Here is a 16,792-nt window from a genome sequence, read left to right on the forward strand (position 1 = left end):
TTTGGTTTGACGGCCATTTTCATTATATCGAGAGGAGTTTTTAATTCCATCTCCATTACCACTCTAAAAGTATATTTTCACACGTGCAGAGCACGTGGTTTTAAAAGAATTAATAAAAAAAACGGATTCCATATTTCAGAATCCGTTTAGATCGTTTGTTATCGAATTACAATTAACTTTTCTTTCACAGGCACAATATGTTTCTCTGTTAATTCTTGATTTTGTTTACCAAAGGGCATCTGGGCGATTAATGTCCATGTTGAAGGAATATTCCATTCTTCTTTTAATGGTACTTCCATATGTTGCAAGGATGCTGCATAACCGACTGCTTCTAAACCAGTCCATATAGCATATTGTAACATTCCTTGATTTTGTTGCGCCCAAACATCAAATTCATTATGTAAATTTGGCATTTTTTCTTGGAATCCTTTTGTAATAGCCGTATCTTGGAAAAACAAAATCGTTCCATGGCCATTACGGAACCCATTAATACGAGACTCGGTACGTGAAAAATCTCGGTCTCCATTCTTTGCCCTCGCCACTTCCTCTACACGATTCCATAACGTTCTATGTTCATCATTAAAAATTACAACTGCACGAGTCTCTTGCCCATTAAAAGCCGTTGGCACATGATTTAATGCCGTTTCAACAATTTCAATTACTTGTTCATCTGGAACTACTGTCACATCTTCTAAAAAGTGGATGGAACGACGATTTTTCAACGCTTCAAAATAATTCATAACAGGAAATCCCTCTCTTTCTATTCATTCCTATTTCATTATAGCTTTACGCTATTTTGTGGTCTAGGAAACACTTTCCGCTCACAACTATCAAATGATATTTTCATAAAAAGTCTAATTCTACTTTCTTCTTTCCTAGTTTGCTTTTGAGTGAAAATGAAAATAGATTTCTTAATAGGGAATCTGTTCTATTTCACATAGCGTATCAATATAAAAATTAATTTTCCTTCATCTAAGAAATGGAGATGATAGTTGAAAAACATGATGAAATTATACGTTCTTTCTATAACACATATTTCCTAGTAGGATAGGTTATTGGATTTATTTTCCTTATTTATTATTGTATAGTATTATAATTTGTAGTATTCTGACATCAACTTAGATGTCATCGAAGTTATAAAGGTTGTTTGTTGCCTCTTTTATTTGTGAAGAAGAATTTCATACTATTAAAAACTTGGAGGGATTGGATGTCTAGGTTTTATAGGAAGTCTCTTTTAGTTGTCCTTGCTCTATTTTTGTCTATCGGAATGGTATCACCAACTCAAGCAGAATCAAAAGCAGAAGGTGGAGGTTATTGGGTTCCAAAAGACATGGTTGAAAAAGTTACCGAATTGATGGAAGAAGGAAAGCCCATTGGCGACCTTGGAATCAAGCAAGATCAGCTTCAGAAAACAGAAGGTATCCAGCCATTAAACGAATTAATGAAAGAAGATCAACAAAGCAAAACAACATATAGAGTAAACTTGGCTCCTCCATTTAAAACTGCAGAAGGCGAATGGGCACCCCCTGCCTTTGACTATGATCATATCCAAACAACCGACGAATGCCAAAGACACCCAGAAAGCAGTTCCGAAACCGGATATATTAAAAACCGTTACTCCTTTTGCTGGTCTCATGTTGCAACATATCAAGTTCCAGTTAAATGTATAGGGCCGATTTGTGATTACGAAGGCGTACAATTTCAATTTACTGAAATAGGCTATGGCTCCAACCAAAGCAGAAAAATGAGGGTCTTTTATACGATTGAAGATATACAAGTAACCGATCCAGCCTTAAACGGTGCAAAATTAAAAATTGATATGGTATGTGAATCAAAACTGAATGTAGGAGACTGTCAAGAGGATCCCGACTATCCGGCAACGGAACGAACGATTGCCCAATGGAAAAACACAAACTATAGTACAGAAATTTTCACTTCAGAAGCCCCTGAAGCAAATGCAGACAATCCAGATAAGATTGGGTATATGGAATTTTGGCCGAAGCTTACCTTTACCCATAAAGCAAGGAAATTTGAAGAAAGTATTGATGGTATTAAACAGAAAGTTCGTTTTGATTCTGCTAATTATATGTTTGTTTTCCCTGATCAATATTACTGGCAAGGAGCTGTATTCAGTAATGCAACGCCTATTTTCAATGTACCCATTACGAAACCAGAATTTGAAATGTTAAAAGAAGCTGGTGAGCATTGGAAATTTGCAATGGATCATCCAGAACAAACAAAACCTGAAATGATTGGAAAACAAATACCAGGAGGAGTCGGGGATAATACATTAACACGTATGTATTCAAAACGACATCAGACAGAATACAATCGTAATAGATCAAAGACTAGCCGTGTCTGTGCAAGAGAATTTGCAAATGAAGACCGGACCGGTAAACAATGTGATGAGTTTCCTTTTGCTTCAACATGGCAAGGATCTTCCACAAATGGATCAGATAATTTCTCTATAAGACTTATATCAGCAGACTCCAATGAAGCTGCGGGAAGATGGCTAGGCGCATGGTATGCTTATGACCGTGTATTAGACGGGGACCCATTCCAAGTTGAGGTCGAAGCTCCCGAAAAAATTGCGACAATCCGTTCTGAAGGTCAGCCACAAGAAGATCAGGACCATCGTTCAAGCGATAATTTCTCTATTCAAAGTATCCCGTCTTACGCGACAAAGCTACAGTGGAAAGTCATCGATGGACCAACTAATGTCCAGTTCGATGTTATGAAAGATATTAGTTTTGACGTCGATCCTACGATATTAAATGATCTTCAATTCGAGTCGGAGACAGACGTTGTAACTGGAGATAATCTTTACATCGCCAATCCGGAAAATACAAATGGAGAAAGCTTCACAGTAGAAGTCTATGCCATTCCATAAATCTATTGAGGCTGTTCAATAAAGTAGAAACTTTAAAGAACAGCCTCTTTTTCATTGATTTATATTTACCTATCCTTTTAAATAAATACTATTTTTTCACAGCATGAATGTAATGAATCGTTTCAAATGCAGATAAATAGTCTGTCCGATTACTAAAGAATTGATTTTGGATTGCATCTGGTGATAAATGTTCATAAATAAGTAAATTTGCGTCTTCTAATAATTTCTCCATTTCTTCATAAGAAAAACACGATTTCATTGGCTCTCCACTGGCTAAAGCCATTTGAACCATATTTTGAACTCTATTTGACACACCTTTTTCTTCGAATAACTTTTCGTCTGCATAGTCAAAAACGATTGAACTTCCCTTTGGTAATTTTGCAAAAAGTTCAATTAGCAACTTAGCAAATTCCTCTTTTGTTAAATAATAAGAAACACCTAAAAGACTTATGAAAGTTTTACGTTTTTCATTAAACCCTACTCCAACAAGCTTTTCGGTATTATATAATTTCGTAAAATCCATTGAAACAAAATGAAGATTTTTTGGAATTTGATAGTGAGTATCTGTTAATCTTATTTTTTTAAAGTCTTGTGTAGTTGGATGATCCACTTCAAATATTTCAAGACGCCCATTTAAATGGGGATACCGATAACAAAAAGTATCCAACCCAGCTCCTAAAATCACATATTGTTGAACGCCAAGTAGAATTTCATTTTGTAATATATTTTCGCAATAGGCAGCACGAGCTAAAGGCGTTGGGGAAAGTTGTACTTGCGTAATCCATTTTAGTATTTCATCTGGTTGATTTTGAAACAGATGTGCAATTTCATTATTAAAAAATTGTATTCCATTAATCATGTTTTCTCGAATCGTTGCAAATTCTTTTTCGGTAATTAAATCCGCTGCGATAAAATCATCAAATATTTTTGGTTCATCAAATTTACTATGGTACGCTCTACTAAAAGCAGATATTAAGGAAGTTAAACTTGCTTCATTATTATTCAACCCTTTTCCTCCCAAAAAAATAAGATTCCCCTGGCCAGGAGAATCTTATTATATACATTACTAATTTAATTGTAAATTATAGCATAAATAAAAAATTTTGTCAATTATTTCATCCTTAATTGTTCACTTTAAGTACAAAAAAGATTCTACTTTTACAATATCGTTCTGAAAAAGGATAGGATTTATTTAAGTAAAAACCCCTCTCCTATAAACAACATTACAATACAATACATATCTATCGGTACCATATGAAGGTAAGGAAACAACGCATTTAATTTTAAATAGATGTTCGTTGGAATTATTTTAAAACGAGCGTTAGATTGAGCATCAACAAGTAGTCCATTGTTGTTTACTTTTTCAGAAGAATCTTGCAGTTCCCAAATGGCTTCATTCAAGTTAGGATTCACGTAATCAGCCTCTAAAAAGGCATATTGAGGATTTGAAATCGCCAAAATTACACTTCCTTCGTATAATTTTCCCAATCCTTTCGAAACAACTACATGTCATGCAATCCGAAATGTTTTTTACTGTGTAATGTATTATATTCCTAATTGTTTACTGTCATAACTCGTCATACATTGTTCTTTTAAAACAAAAAAACTAGCAGAATATCTCTGCTAGTAGGCGAAAAATGAACCGATTGCTATTCCAATTATAGCGAGGAAAATGAAAACGATAATAAATAAAATCGTAAAAATAACAGTCGGTATTAATAGGGTAAAGAAAGCTTTCCAATTTGAAATTTGATGTGCTTCTGCGATAACCGCAACGGAAATGACAATGCACCAAACCGTTACTACAACTGTTAACAAAAGCGTAATAATAACTAGGAGTAAACTACTACCTTCAACATCCGGAGTAAATAAACTATATGGATCAGTAAACATCCAAATAATATAAAAAGGAATTAAAATCACATAAGGAATTGAAATAAGGGATAATCCTTTAAATATCTCCTGATATGTTCCAACTCCTTTAAACATTTTCCCTATCGGCCAAACAATTAAGGAATAGAATGCATTAGAAATAATTCCGAAAAACACTGAACAGAAAATAAGTAAGATTAATATTCCCCAAATTGGAAAAAATGGATAAAGTTCTGTATCAATTATTGATGCACAGAATACGCCGATATATCCGATAATAATGATGAAAAGCGAATAAGGAATCCCCTTATGATCCATTACATATCGTGCTGTTTTTTTCGGATGTAACCAAACCGATAAAAACGGATTTAAATTTTGTTGTTCTTGTTCATTCATCAAAACACCTTCTTTTATTCTTTGTTGACTTTATAAGTAAACCATGAAGGTGAATTTTTGTAAATGTTGTATTTTTATAGAAATTGAAAAAGGGAAACATACTGGTATCTTTTTTATAGAAGTATAATTTTAATCCCAGTCCAATTCTTCGCTATTATTCTTTCTATAAATGGCTGCATTGTCCGAATCCTTTCTGACAAAGGCATATTCTTCGGAAAAATACAAATCGGTTTTTACTTTTTTTAAAAATTCCCGTCCAACTGCTATTCTCGAACTTTTCGTGAAATCATTCCATTCTATTTTTGAAAATAGATCCCGAATTTTAAATTCTGTACCTGGTCGTAAATTCTTTGCTTTTTCATGAATAGCCAAAATCGATACTTTACTTCCCGTAGTTTCGTACCCTAACTCTTGAAGAACTAACTCTTTAATAACTGTACCGATAGATTGCTCCGCCTCTTTTGTCACATCTTCTAAATAGGCATATTCCTCATCTGAAAAACGAATTGTTACGGTTTGCGACATATGAACCATCCTCTCTGTTTCGAAAGAATTTTCCTTGTAAACATATATTATTTCTTTGTACACAAATAATCAAATTGAATTTTCTAAACATAAAAACCACTTACAACCTCGTTTAAATCAAGGTTGTAAGTGATTCTCCACCAACTATGTTTTAGCTCCATTATTAGCTAAGGAATAAGGTTAAGGGTTTTCAGAATAAATATCCCTCTCCTATCAACAGAATTACAATAAAATAAATATCTACTATTCACAAAATAAGATAGCCAGTTTACTTTTAAATAAACGTTCGTTGGAATCATTTTAAGTACTGTTTCGGAAAGATCTTCGTGTTGTTCCCTATCGTCTACCTTTTCTGAACAATCTTTAAGTTTAGGTAAGAAGCGATTTAAATTTGGATTCATGTAATCAGCCTCTAAAAAGGCATACTGAGGGTTGGAAATCGCCAACATTACACTTCCTTCGCATCATTTTCTGTCCTCAAACAGTCAGAAGCAGCTACAAGTCATGCAATCCGAAATGAGACGATCACTGTACAACCTATTATATTCCCGATATATCGACATCATAACTGTTTGTTATAATTCCTTTTACAAAAAGCGAATGAATAAATTTGTAGCCAAATTCATTCATTCGCTGCTTTACTTAAACAAAGTATTCAATTATACAGAGGTCCCAAACCGCTCTTCCAATTGTTCCATAACTTCTTTCACATATTCTTCGGAAAGATTATGTTTGGCAATATATCGATTGCGTGGATGTTTTGCACATTCTAATGAGCATCCACCAAGATGTTTCGCTTCATTTTCTTCCGATGCAAGAATATGTTTGTTACATTCAGGATTCGCACACTTAATATAACGTTCGCATGGTGTACCGTCATAATGATCTTTTCCGACAACGACATGTTCTACTTGGTTAATCGGTACAGTAATCCGCTCATCGAAAACGTACATTTGTCCGTCCCATAATTGGCCTTTAGCAACCGGATCTTTACTATATGTTGCAATCCCACCATGTAATTGTCCTACATCTTCCCCGATTCCTTCCCGCTTTAACCAGCCGGAGAATTTTTCACAACGGATACCGCCTGTACAATAAGTTAATACCCGTTTTCCTTCGAATAATTCTTTATTTGCCCGTACCCATGCTGGAGTATCCCGGAATGTTTCGACTTCAGGACGAATCGCCCCACGGAAATGACCGACATCGTATTCATAAGTGTTACGTACATCTAACACAACCGTATCTTCCCGTTGCATCTCTTCCATAAATTCAGCAGGTGATAGATAGCGACCAGTAATCTCTTTTGGATTTATATCGTCTTCTAAGCTTAAATTTACAAGCTCAGGACGGGGGCGACATTTCATCTTTTTAAAAGCGTGCCCTTCTGCTTCATCTACTTTAAACACAATCCCTTCAAACAATGGATCATTTTTCATCATATCCATATAAGCATTCGTATCTGCAATTGTTCCAGAAACAGTTCCATTAATGCCTTCTTTTGCAACAAGAACTCGACCTTTTAAGTTTAAATCCTTACATACTTGTAAATGCTCTTCGGCAAAGGTTTCTGGATTTTCAATCGTTGTATAATGATAATATAATAAAACTTGGTAATTCATCTTACGTTCCACCTATCATACATATTTACAGGATATCCTGATAGTTTCAAAATGTTATTATACTATATTTTTACCACGATTAGTTTAAATTTATGATATAATCTTTGTTTTTCAAACCGTTATGTTACACTTGGCATAAAGAGGAGGTTTTCATTATGCAACAACTACAATTTGAACAATCTTGGAATAAAGCATTATCTACTCAAGATCGAAGTATGATTGAAGAACTATTTCAACAAACGAAGGAATTGAAAACTTCCGGCGTACACTTCTCTCCGATCAGACTTTCATACAACTATAAAAAAGAACTGTTAATTACCGTATTAGTACATAACTTTACAGACAGACCGCTAACATTTCATAACACGTCATTAGTTTACCGTACACTAGAAAAAATTGTGGCAGAAAAAAATTTCACAATCCCTGCTTTAAGTGTACCAGCTAACGTAAGCATGCCATGGACGTTTATATTTTCCGAAAATGACTATCATACGGACGCTTTAAATTGTGAAAATGGTCTGCTTCTATTGGATAATAAATAACTTTTCCGTCGTTAATAACAATATGTAATTTATAGAAACTTAAATCCTTCATTATTTGATAGAAGGATTTTCTTTTTTGGTCAACAATGAAGATGGGTCACTGAAACATTTTTCTATAAAATAATTTTCTTTTTCGACAGATGTTTTCTAAAATTGAACCTCTACTCATATCTAAGACCTTGGGACAATTTTTTTAACTTCTCATAATTCAATATGCGAATCGTTTGACGTGTCTTTTCAATAATACCTCTTTCAGTTAAATCATGAATAACCCGATTTAAATGACGATGGGTCGTTCCAAGTAAATTCGCTATTTCCCTAGTATTTCCTGTCTGAAGCTCTGTTCCAAATTCATTTCCCGGTGTGGAAATAGATAATAAAAAACTTGCCAGACGATTTTCTACCGATGCTAACAAATTAACACGGGATGATGTCGTAATCGTTTCTAATTTGTAACTTAGATGTTTTAAAAGGTCTTGCAAAAACGCATTATTTCCCATTTCCTTTTTATAAATATAATCAAATGGTAAAGCGATAAAAAGACACTCAGTTACAGCCGTTATTTGAGATTGTATTGGGATTTGACGCACAAGTTCTAAATCACCAATTAAAGCGAGGGGATGATTAAATCGCAACAATAACGATTTTCCCGTTTCAACACTTGATGTTGCCTTAACTCTTCCTTCCACTAAATAAAGTAAATATTCTGCCTCTGCCCCTTCTCGTAAAACCGTTTCACCTTCCGCATACGCGAGTAATTTAAATGGACGTTCCTCATATTGTTCAAAAATTTTATGAAGCTTAAATTTCATTAATTTGTCACGAAGAAGTATCGAATCTCTAATTACTTGCACATAAAAAACCCCTTTTTGGACATATGTCCTTTTCATTATAGGGGTAATTGTTATGATGATGTTAATAATAAGTGCAAAGAAATTTGTTGCAACAAGTTTAACTTTGAAAGTATTGAGGTGTTTAGATGAATAAAAATTTAATATATCCCCTACTTATCGTGATTGGATCAAGCTCTTACGGGATATTATCCACCATCATTAAACTATCCATGGAACACGGCTTCACAACAGCCGAGGCTGTGACAAGTCAATATGTGGTAGGCTTTATGTTGGCTATTATTTTATTCATTATTACGCAACGGGCTTTACCAAAAATCTCGTTGAAAGGCTTTTTTGTTATCATGATTTCTGGTTTCCTAACTGGTACAACCGGCATCGTATATGGACAAGCTGTACATTACTTACCAGCTTCCCTAGCAGTTGTTATGTTATTCCAGTTTACTTGGATCGGCTTATTTTTAGATTGCATTATTCACCGCCGCCGTCCGACAAGACCAGAACTAATTTCCCTAGTCTTTTTAGTAGCAGGTACGATTTTAGCTGCTGGTATTTTAGATGTTGATTTAAGTGGACTAGATTGGAGAGGATGGGCGTTCGGTTTAGCAGCCGCATTTAGCTTTGCTTGCTTTATGCAATTTAACTCGAAGCAGGTTGAAGGAATTTCAACAATTGGTCGAATGACAGTTATGTCATTATTTTCGATGATCATCGTACTTGTTTTCCAAGCACCCGAGATTATTACGACTGGAAAACTATTTAGTACTAGCCTATTGTATTTTGGATTAGCCCTTGGATTCTTCGGGATTATTTTACCCATTATTTTATTTACAATAGCAGTTCCAAAAGTTGGTGGTGGCATAGCTTCCATTTTAAGCGCTACCGAGCTTCCAGTTGCGATTATTGTTTCTGTTATTGTCTTGCATGAAGCTTTAACATGGATACAAATTATCGGGATTGTTCTAGTTCTTTTCGGAATGATGTTGCCGACGTTATATCAACACCGAAAACAATCAGCAAAAACGGATAATCATTTGATTGTAAACGAAAAAAGTACTCTATAAGACAGACAATTTATAAAAAGTCTCTCTTATGGGGTACTTTTTTTAGCAATTAAAAGTGGCTACAGAAAGGGGTTAGTTGAGCAACATAACCGAAAAGTTTTAAAGTATATATTATATAGAAGAAACTCAAAATAATTGAAATTATGCCATACTTCAAATCCAGTTTACCTTACAAATTTATTTTTCAGTCGACCTATACCTTCAATTTCAATTTCAACAATATCACCTGCTTGTAAATATTGACGCTTAGAAGGATCCATACCTAATATGACACCTTCAGGAGTACCTGTTAAAATAACGTCACCAGGCATTAATGTCATATGGGCAGATAAGTATGAAATAATATTCGCGCAGTTAAAAATCATTTGTGATGTATTGGCATTTTGACGGATTTCTCCATTTACATAAGTGCGAATGTTTAGGTGATGGGGATCTTGAATTTCATCAGCTGTCACAATATATGGTCCAACCGGACAATAGCCATCGATGGCTTTCCCTAACATCCATTGATGGGTACGGAATTGCCAATCACGGGACGATATATCGTTAGCAATGGAGTATCCAAACACATAGTTGAGAGCATCTTCTTTTGAAATATTACGGGCCACTTTCCCAATAATAACTACTAATTCCCCTTCGTAATCATTTTCTTTCGATGTAGCCGGCATCAAAATGTTATTTTGATGGGCATTTAGCGAGTTGGCGAATTTATTAAATAGGACTGGATCATCCAAAACAGCCAAATTGGATTCATCGGCATGTTCTTGATAATTGACCCCTACACAAATAATTTTTTCGGGTGACTCGACAACAGGTAAAAATTGTAATTGTTCCTCCGTTAACCGGAATCGTTCGATTTCATTCGGTATTAAAGACTCAATGAATACCGACACTTTATTCCAACTCGTAATAATTTGTTCCATAGTGTTTGGAAAAGGATAGTTCCTACTTTTTGCATAGGCTGTTAAGTCGATAATCCTATTTCCTTGCTTAACACCAATATGAACCCTATCCTCTACTTAAAATCGTAACAGTTTCAAAAGTAGCTGCCCCCTTTTCTAACTTCCTATCTTCTCTAACCATTTAATCGTCAATACACTATCCATTGGAGGTTGGTCAGTTTGTAAAAGAATTTCCTTCTTTGACTGCACTTTCGCAATTGCTTCAGACATTGCACCATCTGTCCCAATCAAAATTTTATACTTTCCTAAATTAGGCATTGAATAGTTTGGTAATATACCATTTTTACAACAGTACTTTGTTTCATAATAGTCCCCCAATAAGCTCGGAATGTCTTGTAATCTACTCTCCATTAAATATTTTCGGATGAGGGTGGAGCTAATTTTTTGTCCTTGCCACTTTAGTTCATCCACAATCGTAACCCCAATTTGAGATGGTACATGACGATAAATCGTTTCCACATTCCCCTTCGCTTTGTAGCCATATGTATAGTCAAAGCCGCAAATAATTTCCTTTGCCCCTAAGCCTAACACGTATTGTTGCATAAACTCATATGCTTCCACTTTTGCTAATTCCTTTGTAAACTCTACGACATAAAAGAGATCAACACCTAACTGCTCCAGCTTTTCGACTTTTTGCTCAAGGGGCTCTAAATAGGCAACTTCAAAGCCCGGAATTAAAACGCTTTTCGGATGAGGGAAAAAGGATAGGACCGCTAATGAAATACTATGTTTCAAAGCTTGTTCTTTTGCGGTCTTCACGACTTTTTGATGCCCTAAATGCACACCGTCAAAGTATCCGAGTGCCATTGCCACATCTTCTGCTTGCGCCTGTAAGTCCCGTAAGTTTGCTTCATTCACATAGATTACTTTCATTTGCGTATCCTCCTTGTTTTAAGCCTTCACTAATTGTTGGGCTACTTCGTAAATTAAATCCTCTTGACCTCCAACGGTTTTTCTTTGACCTAATTCCATTAAAATATCTCGTTCGTCAACACCAAATTGTTGAGCAGCCTTTTGGGCATGGAGCAAGAAGCTGGAATAGACACCGGCATAACCTAGAACTAAACTAGACCCTGAAATTTCCTGCGGTTGCTGCATTAATGGTGCGATGACCTCATTGGCAACGTCCATCAATTTATATAAATCGATGCCTGTTTGATAGCCTAGTTTTTCGAGTACAGCGACCATTACTTCCGTTTGGGTATTCCCTGCACCAGCTCCTAGTGCTCGTAAACTGCCATCAATGTAATTCGCTCCTGCCTCTATTGCAGCAATTGTATTCGCTAAAGCCATCGATAAATTGTTATGGGCATGGAAGCCAATATCACATTGTAACGTATCTTTTAAAGCAGCTACTCGTGCCGTTACTTCATGTGGCAATAAAGCGCCAGCTGAATCAGTTACATAGACAACCTCTGCACCATAGCTTTCGAATAATTTCGCCTGCTCTACAATTTTCTCTACCGGTGTCATATGGGCCATCATTAAAAATCCAACCGTCTTCAAACCTAATTCACGGCCTAGTCCAATATGCTGAGCCGCTACATCTGCCTCTGTTACGTGAGTAGCAACGCGTACCATTTTTGCTCCAATTGATGCAGCTGCCTGTAAGTCTTGTTTCGTTCCAATGCCAGGTATTAATAATACCGACACTTCTGAAAAGGTTGCTTCCTCCACCGCCGCTTCAATAAGTTTCAACTCATCTACTTTGGAAAGACCGTATTGCAATGAAGAACCACCTAAACCATCCCCATGGGTTACTTCAAAATAGCGTACCCCTGCAGCATTTAACCCCTTTGCTGCCGCACGTACTTGCTCCACTGTAAAGGAATGGCGTACTGAATGGCTTCCATCACGTAATGATACATCTAAAATATTTAATGATTGACTCATTTTGCTGCCTCCTTCTCACGCATAAAATGTCGTGCCATTTCATTTCCAACTTGTACTGCAGCCGCTGTCATAATATCCAAGTTACCAGCGTATGCAGGTAAATAATCAGCCGCCCCATTAACTTCCAAAAATACTGATACTCTTTTTCCTTCAAAAATTGGATCTACTTTTACTGTATAACCCGGCACGTACGACTGAACTTCCACTACCATATTTTGAATGGAATTTCGAATAGCTTCCTCATGTCCCTCTTCTTCCACCAATGCATGAACAGCATCACGCATAATAATTGGTGGTTCAGCAGGATTTAATAAAATAATCGCTTTCCCTTTCTTTGCACCACCTACTACTTCAATCGCTTTGGATGTAGTACTTGTAAACTCATCGATGTTCGCCCGAGTACCAGGACCTGCACTTTTACTCGCAATAGTTGCTACAATTTCAGCGTACTCTACTTGTACAATTCGATTAATGGCATGGATGATCGGAATCGTTGCTTGCCCACCACAAGTGACCATATTGACATTCGATTTTTCTAGATGTTCCTTTAAATTAACTGGCGGTACAGTAAATGGACCAATAGCAGCCGGTGTTAAATCAATTACTTTTTTTCCAGCAGCTGTTAACACATCACTATTTTTTTGATGGGCATACGCACTCGTGGCGTCATAGACAATATCTACTAAGTCCAGTCTTTTTGCTAATCCATCGATTCCATTCGTAATAATTTTATAACCCCGATCCTTAGCCCGTTTTAAACCGTCTGAAGTAGGATCAATACCGACCATTACACTCATTTCTAACACAGGACTACGTTCGATTTTATACATCAAATCGGTACCGATGTTACCAGAACCAATAATTCCCACTTTTAATTTTGTCATTTTTTCACCACTTCCTTCAAAATGGTAACGCTTACTTTTCCAAGCACACCAAAGTCCGCCTCAAAAGCGTCCCCTACTTTAAATTCTACTGCTTTCGATAGAGCACCAGATAACACAAACATACCTGGCTCAATGGAAACACCATAATGACATACTTCATTCGCTAACCAAACGACAGCGTTTAACGGATTTCCTAGCACAGCCGCACTCGTTGCTCGGTCTAACAGTTCCCCATTTTTATAGACCGTCATCTCCACATTGGAAATATCCTCAATGTCCGATAATCGGGTCCGTTTTTTCCCTAAAATCGTACCTGCTGAAGAGCCATTATCAGCAACTGTATCTTCAAATCGGATGTTCCAGTTTGCAATACGGCTATCAATAATTTCTACTGCCGGTACAACATAATCCGTTGCATCAATTACATCTTGTACTGTGACATTGGGTCCCTTTAATTGCTTATTCAACACAAAGGCAATTTCAAATTCTACTTTAGGTTGAATAAACGGTTCAGCCGAAATACCTTGATGTTCATCAAACACCATCGAATCTAAAATAAAGCCGTAATCTGGTGTGTACACGTTCAGCATTTCTTGCATTGCTTTACTCGTTAAACCAATTTTTAGTCCCCTTACCGTTGCCCCTGCATCAACTTTTTTTCGAATTTGATAAAGTTGAATGGCATATGCATCTTCAACCGAAATGTTTTCTGTTGTCGACGTTAGTGGAGCGATTGGTTGTTTTAAACGTTCTGCTTCAAGTAATTGCTCTCCTATAATTTTTCTATCCATCGTCATACCCCCTTTACGATTCAACTGTGGCTAATTCGGCTAACTGGCGATATTGCCCTCCAAAAAATAATAGCGGGTTTTTATCTTCAATTCGCAAATCGATGACTTTTCCAATAAATAAAGTGTGATCCCCTTCTACATGTTCGCTTACGACTTCACATGCAATTTGAGCTATAGCACCATCAAGTACAGGCAACCCTGATAAATTTGCAAATTGAACATCTTGTTCTTGTTGTCCAGCAAAATGACGCGAATAGTGCTCTTGATCTTCACTTAAAATATTGACTGAGAATTTTCTCGAAAAGGTTACCTTTTCTAAAAACTTAGCTTTATGACCGATGGAAATAACAACGAGCTTTGGATCAAGTGAGACAGACATAAAACCATTTGCTGTCATACCATGGGGCACCCCATCATTTTCCGTTATTAACACCGTGACACCTGTTGCAAATTTCCCCATTGCGTTTCGAAATAAACGATTATCCATCCTATATTCCCCCGTTTCGTTTGTGGTTGGTATTATCATAAAATAATCAAAAAATCTTTATAATTGCTATTTTTATTGAAAATTCAGATAAAAACAATAAAAATCAATGGCAACAAATGCTAGATTTTAAAACAAATTTAACTCGATTGAACTAGCGACGTATCAATATTCTCGAGTAATATCCCCTTTCCTTTTCTATCAAGTTAAACAAGAAAATTTTCATTCCTCAACTTCCAATCGTCAGAAAATTTAGATTGTAAATAGATTATCAATCTTATAGAATGTGTTTCATCGGAATATTCCGAAAAAAATTGACATTTTGTTCGTTTTCTATCCAAACAAACAAGGTGTCAAAACAAAAAATTTAACAGTCACTCATTCCATATAAGGGGGCGATTTGAACTAACTTAATTTGAAAGCGGTAACAAAATTTAAAAAGTTGGGGACGGTACAGGGATTGAAAATTTAATGTTTAACTTAGGGGGATGTTATGATGCGTTGGGTAGTATTGGCGATGCTTTTCTTATTGTCTGTTATGAATTACACAGATAAGTCAGTCCTTGGCTTAGCTGCAGACCCGATTATGAATGAACTGAATTTGAGCTATGATCAATTTGGATTGGTCGGTAGTAGTTTCTTTGCCGCCTATGCGATTGGAAGTATTATACTCGGCACTCTGACCTATCGGTTTAATACAAAGTTCACTAACCTGCCTTTTTAGTGAAAAACGTTCCTGTACTTATTAGAAGCTCACTAGGGGTACATTAATTATTAGTTTTAGGAATTTATTTAATCGTTATATCTTTAATAATAATTTAAAGTAGTTTTACGGAATTTTGAATTAGCTATGGTGCGAAATTTTGGACAATATTCCTTACAAACATAAGTCCACCAATAAGAAGCAGTATTGATATTGCAGTTAAAATTAAGACTACCTTTTTGTTCTGTCTTTTTATAATAATTAAAATTACTAATGCAATTAGAACTATAAAAAATAATAATGAAGACATATTGCTCCCCCTTAGCTCTTAGTCACTCAATACGTAACCTTCCTCTAAATTAAAACATTTCTTTTTCAAAACCCTCGATAGTACAAGTAGCATATCCTCAAAGAAAAAAGATGTATTCCTACTTATTAAGTGGTTTATTACACTCAAAAAGATTAGAATAAATATACTTGAATTAACTGTGCAATAACAAAAGCAAGTAGGCTTGTTATAATTGCAAATACCATATAAATTACAGGATCAATTGTCAAATACCCTACGTAGAATGAGAAAATACCAACTGATAAGACAATTAAAATATAAATAAATGCAATGGAACAAGATATTAACCTCATTCTTACAGTTCGTTGATCTTCCACAATTTCTTTTGAAGTCAGTCCTTCTTTTTTACTTTTTATTAATCTATGAATTGTTATGTATGCGTATAAGATTGATATTAACCCCCATAACCACCATAGTCGCGCACCATTACTATAAGAAGATATTGCTACAAAACCAAAGGCAGCACACATAGAAATATTGAATAACAATAAAGACCAATTAGGTAACCTCATTTTTAATCCCCCTGTTCATCATCTTCCAAATAAAATAAGTTTTCTACTGAATCTCCCAAAGCTTTCGAGATCAGCAAAGCAACTCCAATTGTTGGCTCATACCTTTCTTTTTCAATTGCAATGATGGTTTGTCTAGTCACTTCTGCTTTCTTTGCCAGTTCATCCTGTGTAATATCAAGCGCTCGTCTTCTAGATCGGACATTATTTCTTACGCCTCTTTTTTTCAATATTAGTTCCACCTCATAATGTAATTTAACTATTACATATAGTATTCTATTCTTTACAAAATGTAATGTCAACATTACATTTCAACTCTTCATTTTATCCTAATACTGGTGTAGTTTAAATATTGTTTATAAAATCGACTCATTAACAATAAAAAAAGGGACCTCATAAAATATGAGATCTCCTAATTCTAATGGCTAATTACACCTTTTCTGATCTTATGGGGA

General features: G+C 35.6%; 20 protein-coding genes. 4 read left to right on the forward strand and 16 right to left on the reverse strand.

Annotated elements, in window-relative coordinates; genetic code table 11:
• Positions 1–158: 158 nt before the first annotated feature.
• Complete coding sequence (locus tag EC501_RS10795) at positions 159–740, reverse strand: nitroreductase family protein (RefSeq protein WP_122972308.1); 582 nt, start codon at positions 738–740, stop codon at positions 159–161.
• Positions 741–1,207: 467 nt separating this feature from the next.
• On the opposite strand from EC501_RS10795, the gene EC501_RS10800 reads away from it, so the two are divergent.
• Positions 1,208–2,890: a NucA/NucB deoxyribonuclease domain-containing protein gene (locus EC501_RS10800; protein WP_122972309.1), complete on the forward strand. Its 1,683-nt coding sequence runs from the start codon at positions 1,208–1,210 to the stop codon at positions 2,888–2,890.
• Between the two features lie 88 nt (positions 2,891–2,978).
• Here EC501_RS10800 and EC501_RS10805 read toward each other — a convergent pair whose 3' ends face one another.
• The 6 genes from EC501_RS10805 to trhO all read right to left on the reverse strand — a co-directional run bounded on the left by EC501_RS10805 (position 2,979) and on the right by trhO (position 7,305).
• Entirely contained in the window at positions 2,979–3,896 is a 918-nt protein-coding gene (locus EC501_RS10805) for a class I SAM-dependent methyltransferase (RefSeq protein ID WP_122972310.1), read from the reverse strand.
• 182 nt (positions 3,897–4,078) lie between these two features.
• Entirely contained in the window at positions 4,079–4,348 is a 270-nt protein-coding gene (locus EC501_RS10810) for a hypothetical protein (RefSeq protein ID WP_122972311.1), read from the reverse strand.
• 165 nt (positions 4,349–4,513) lie between these two features.
• Positions 4,514–5,158, reverse strand: coding sequence for a YIP1 family protein (locus EC501_RS10815; RefSeq protein WP_122972312.1), 645 nt, complete (start codon positions 5,156–5,158; stop codon positions 4,514–4,516).
• Between the two features lie 129 nt (positions 5,159–5,287).
• Complete coding sequence (locus tag EC501_RS10820; RefSeq protein WP_158599703.1) at positions 5,288–5,683, reverse strand: DUF1413 domain-containing protein; 396 nt, start codon at positions 5,681–5,683, stop codon at positions 5,288–5,290.
• A gap of 167 nt (positions 5,684–5,850) precedes the next feature.
• A complete protein-coding gene (locus tag EC501_RS10825) occupies positions 5,851–6,129 on the reverse strand; it encodes a hypothetical protein (protein WP_122972314.1) in 279 nt (92 codons plus the stop codon).
• 213 nt (positions 6,130–6,342) lie between these two features.
• Positions 6,343–7,305 carry an oxygen-dependent tRNA uridine(34) hydroxylase TrhO gene (trhO, locus tag EC501_RS10830; RefSeq protein ID WP_122972315.1) on the reverse strand — a complete coding sequence of 321 codons (963 nt, stop codon included), beginning with the start codon at positions 7,303–7,305 and terminating at the stop codon, positions 6,343–6,345.
• A gap of 155 nt (positions 7,306–7,460) precedes the next feature.
• Here trhO and EC501_RS10835 point away from each other — a divergent pair, with 155 nt between their 5' ends.
• Complete coding sequence (locus EC501_RS10835) at positions 7,461–7,847, forward strand: SLAP domain-containing protein (RefSeq protein WP_122972316.1); 387 nt, start codon at positions 7,461–7,463, stop codon at positions 7,845–7,847.
• A 161-nt stretch (positions 7,848–8,008) separates the two neighbouring features.
• On the opposite strand, the gene EC501_RS10840 is transcribed toward EC501_RS10835, so the two are convergent.
• On the reverse strand, positions 8,009–8,701 hold the full coding sequence (locus EC501_RS10840) for a Crp/Fnr family transcriptional regulator (protein ID WP_122972317.1): 693 nt from the start codon (positions 8,699–8,701) through the stop codon (positions 8,009–8,011).
• Positions 8,702–8,826: 125 nt separating this feature from the next.
• Here EC501_RS10840 and EC501_RS10845 point away from each other — a divergent pair, with 125 nt between their 5' ends.
• A complete protein-coding gene (locus tag EC501_RS10845) occupies positions 8,827–9,762 on the forward strand; it encodes an EamA family transporter (protein WP_122972318.1) in 936 nt (311 codons plus the stop codon).
• Positions 9,763–9,926: 164 nt separating this feature from the next.
• Here EC501_RS10845 and EC501_RS10850 read toward each other — a convergent pair whose 3' ends face one another.
• From EC501_RS10850 to EC501_RS10875, 6 genes are all read right to left on the reverse strand, one after another.
• On the reverse strand, positions 9,927–10,655 hold the full coding sequence (locus tag EC501_RS10850; protein ID WP_241559318.1) for a fumarylacetoacetate hydrolase family protein: 729 nt from the start codon (positions 10,653–10,655) through the stop codon (positions 9,927–9,929).
• Positions 10,656–10,820: 165 nt separating this feature from the next.
• Positions 10,821–11,597, reverse strand: coding sequence for an FAD synthetase family protein (locus EC501_RS10855; protein WP_122972319.1), 777 nt, complete (start codon positions 11,595–11,597; stop codon positions 10,821–10,823).
• An 18-nt stretch (positions 11,598–11,615) separates the two neighbouring features.
• On the reverse strand, positions 11,616–12,617 hold the full coding sequence (gene dmpG, locus EC501_RS10860; RefSeq protein ID WP_122972320.1) for a 4-hydroxy-2-oxovalerate aldolase: 1,002 nt from the start codon (positions 12,615–12,617) through the stop codon (positions 11,616–11,618).
• Complete coding sequence (locus tag EC501_RS10865; protein ID WP_122972321.1) at positions 12,614–13,501, reverse strand: acetaldehyde dehydrogenase (acetylating); 888 nt, start codon at positions 13,499–13,501, stop codon at positions 12,614–12,616. The genes dmpG and EC501_RS10865 overlap by 4 nt, the downstream gene beginning before the upstream one ends.
• Positions 13,498–14,292: a 2-keto-4-pentenoate hydratase gene (locus tag EC501_RS10870; protein ID WP_122972322.1), complete on the reverse strand. Its 795-nt coding sequence runs from the start codon at positions 14,290–14,292 to the stop codon at positions 13,498–13,500. Before EC501_RS10870 ends, EC501_RS10865 begins: the two co-directional genes overlap by 4 nt.
• 13 nt (positions 14,293–14,305) lie before the next feature.
• Entirely contained in the window at positions 14,306–14,779 is a 474-nt protein-coding gene (locus EC501_RS10875; protein ID WP_122972323.1) for a flavin reductase family protein, read from the reverse strand.
• Positions 14,780–15,272: 493 nt separating this feature from the next.
• On the opposite strand from EC501_RS10875, the gene EC501_RS10880 reads away from it, so the two are divergent.
• Positions 15,273–15,500, forward strand: a complete 228-nt coding sequence (locus EC501_RS10880) for an MFS transporter (RefSeq protein WP_206613377.1) — start codon at positions 15,273–15,275, stop codon at positions 15,498–15,500.
• Positions 15,501–15,941: 441 nt separating this feature from the next.
• On the opposite strand, the gene EC501_RS10885 is transcribed toward EC501_RS10880, so the two are convergent.
• Positions 15,942–16,340, reverse strand: a complete 399-nt coding sequence (locus tag EC501_RS10885) for a hypothetical protein (protein WP_122972325.1) — start codon at positions 16,338–16,340, stop codon at positions 15,942–15,944.
• Between the two features lie 2 nt (positions 16,341–16,342).
• Positions 16,343–16,567, reverse strand: coding sequence for a helix-turn-helix transcriptional regulator (locus tag EC501_RS10890; protein ID WP_241559319.1), 225 nt, complete (start codon positions 16,565–16,567; stop codon positions 16,343–16,345).
• Between the last annotated feature and the right edge of the window lie 225 nt (positions 16,568–16,792).

The sequence above is a fragment of the Lysinibacillus halotolerans genome, from assembly GCF_003711845.1.
Lineage (GTDB): Bacteria > Bacillota > Bacilli > Bacillales_A > Planococcaceae > Ureibacillus > Ureibacillus halotolerans.

What these genes read in the sequence shown, in the direction of transcription:
- EC501_RS10845 (WP_122972318.1), top strand. Translation starts at nt 8,827, where the DNA reads ATGAATAAAAATTTAATATATCCCCTACTTATCGTGATTGGATCAAGC.
- EC501_RS10865 (WP_122972321.1), bottom strand. Translation starts at nt 13,501, where the DNA reads ATGACAAAATTAAAAGTGGGAATTATTGGTTCTGGTAACATCGGTACC.
- EC501_RS10820 (WP_158599703.1), bottom strand. Translation starts at nt 5,683, where the DNA reads ATGTCGCAAACCGTAACAATTCGTTTTTCAGATGAGGAATATGCCTAT.
- EC501_RS10855 (WP_122972319.1), bottom strand. Translation starts at nt 11,597, where the DNA reads ATGAAAGTAATCTATGTGAATGAAGCAAACTTACGGGACTTACAGGCG.
- EC501_RS10795 (WP_122972308.1), bottom strand. Translation starts at nt 740, where the DNA reads ATGAATTATTTTGAAGCGTTGAAAAATCGTCGTTCCATCCACTTTTTA.
- EC501_RS10875 (WP_122972323.1), bottom strand. Translation starts at nt 14,779, where the DNA reads ATGGATAATCGTTTATTTCGAAACGCAATGGGGAAATTTGCAACAGGT.
- EC501_RS10835 (WP_122972316.1), top strand. Translation starts at nt 7,461, where the DNA reads ATGCAACAACTACAATTTGAACAATCTTGGAATAAAGCATTATCTACT.
- trhO (WP_122972315.1), bottom strand. Translation starts at nt 7,305, where the DNA reads ATGAATTACCAAGTTTTATTATATTATCATTATACAACGATTGAAAAT.
- dmpG (WP_122972320.1), bottom strand. Translation starts at nt 12,617, where the DNA reads ATGAGTCAATCATTAAATATTTTAGATGTATCATTACGTGATGGAAGC.
- EC501_RS10870 (WP_122972322.1), bottom strand. Translation starts at nt 14,292, where the DNA reads ATGGATAGAAAAATTATAGGAGAGCAATTACTTGAAGCAGAACGTTTA.
- EC501_RS10800 (WP_122972309.1), top strand. Translation starts at nt 1,208, where the DNA reads ATGTCTAGGTTTTATAGGAAGTCTCTTTTAGTTGTCCTTGCTCTATTT.
- EC501_RS10880 (WP_206613377.1), top strand. Translation starts at nt 15,273, where the DNA reads ATGCGTTGGGTAGTATTGGCGATGCTTTTCTTATTGTCTGTTATGAAT.
- EC501_RS10885 (WP_122972325.1), bottom strand. Translation starts at nt 16,340, where the DNA reads ATGAGGTTACCTAATTGGTCTTTATTGTTATTCAATATTTCTATGTGT.
- EC501_RS10815 (WP_122972312.1), bottom strand. Translation starts at nt 5,158, where the DNA reads ATGAATGAACAAGAACAACAAAATTTAAATCCGTTTTTATCGGTTTGG.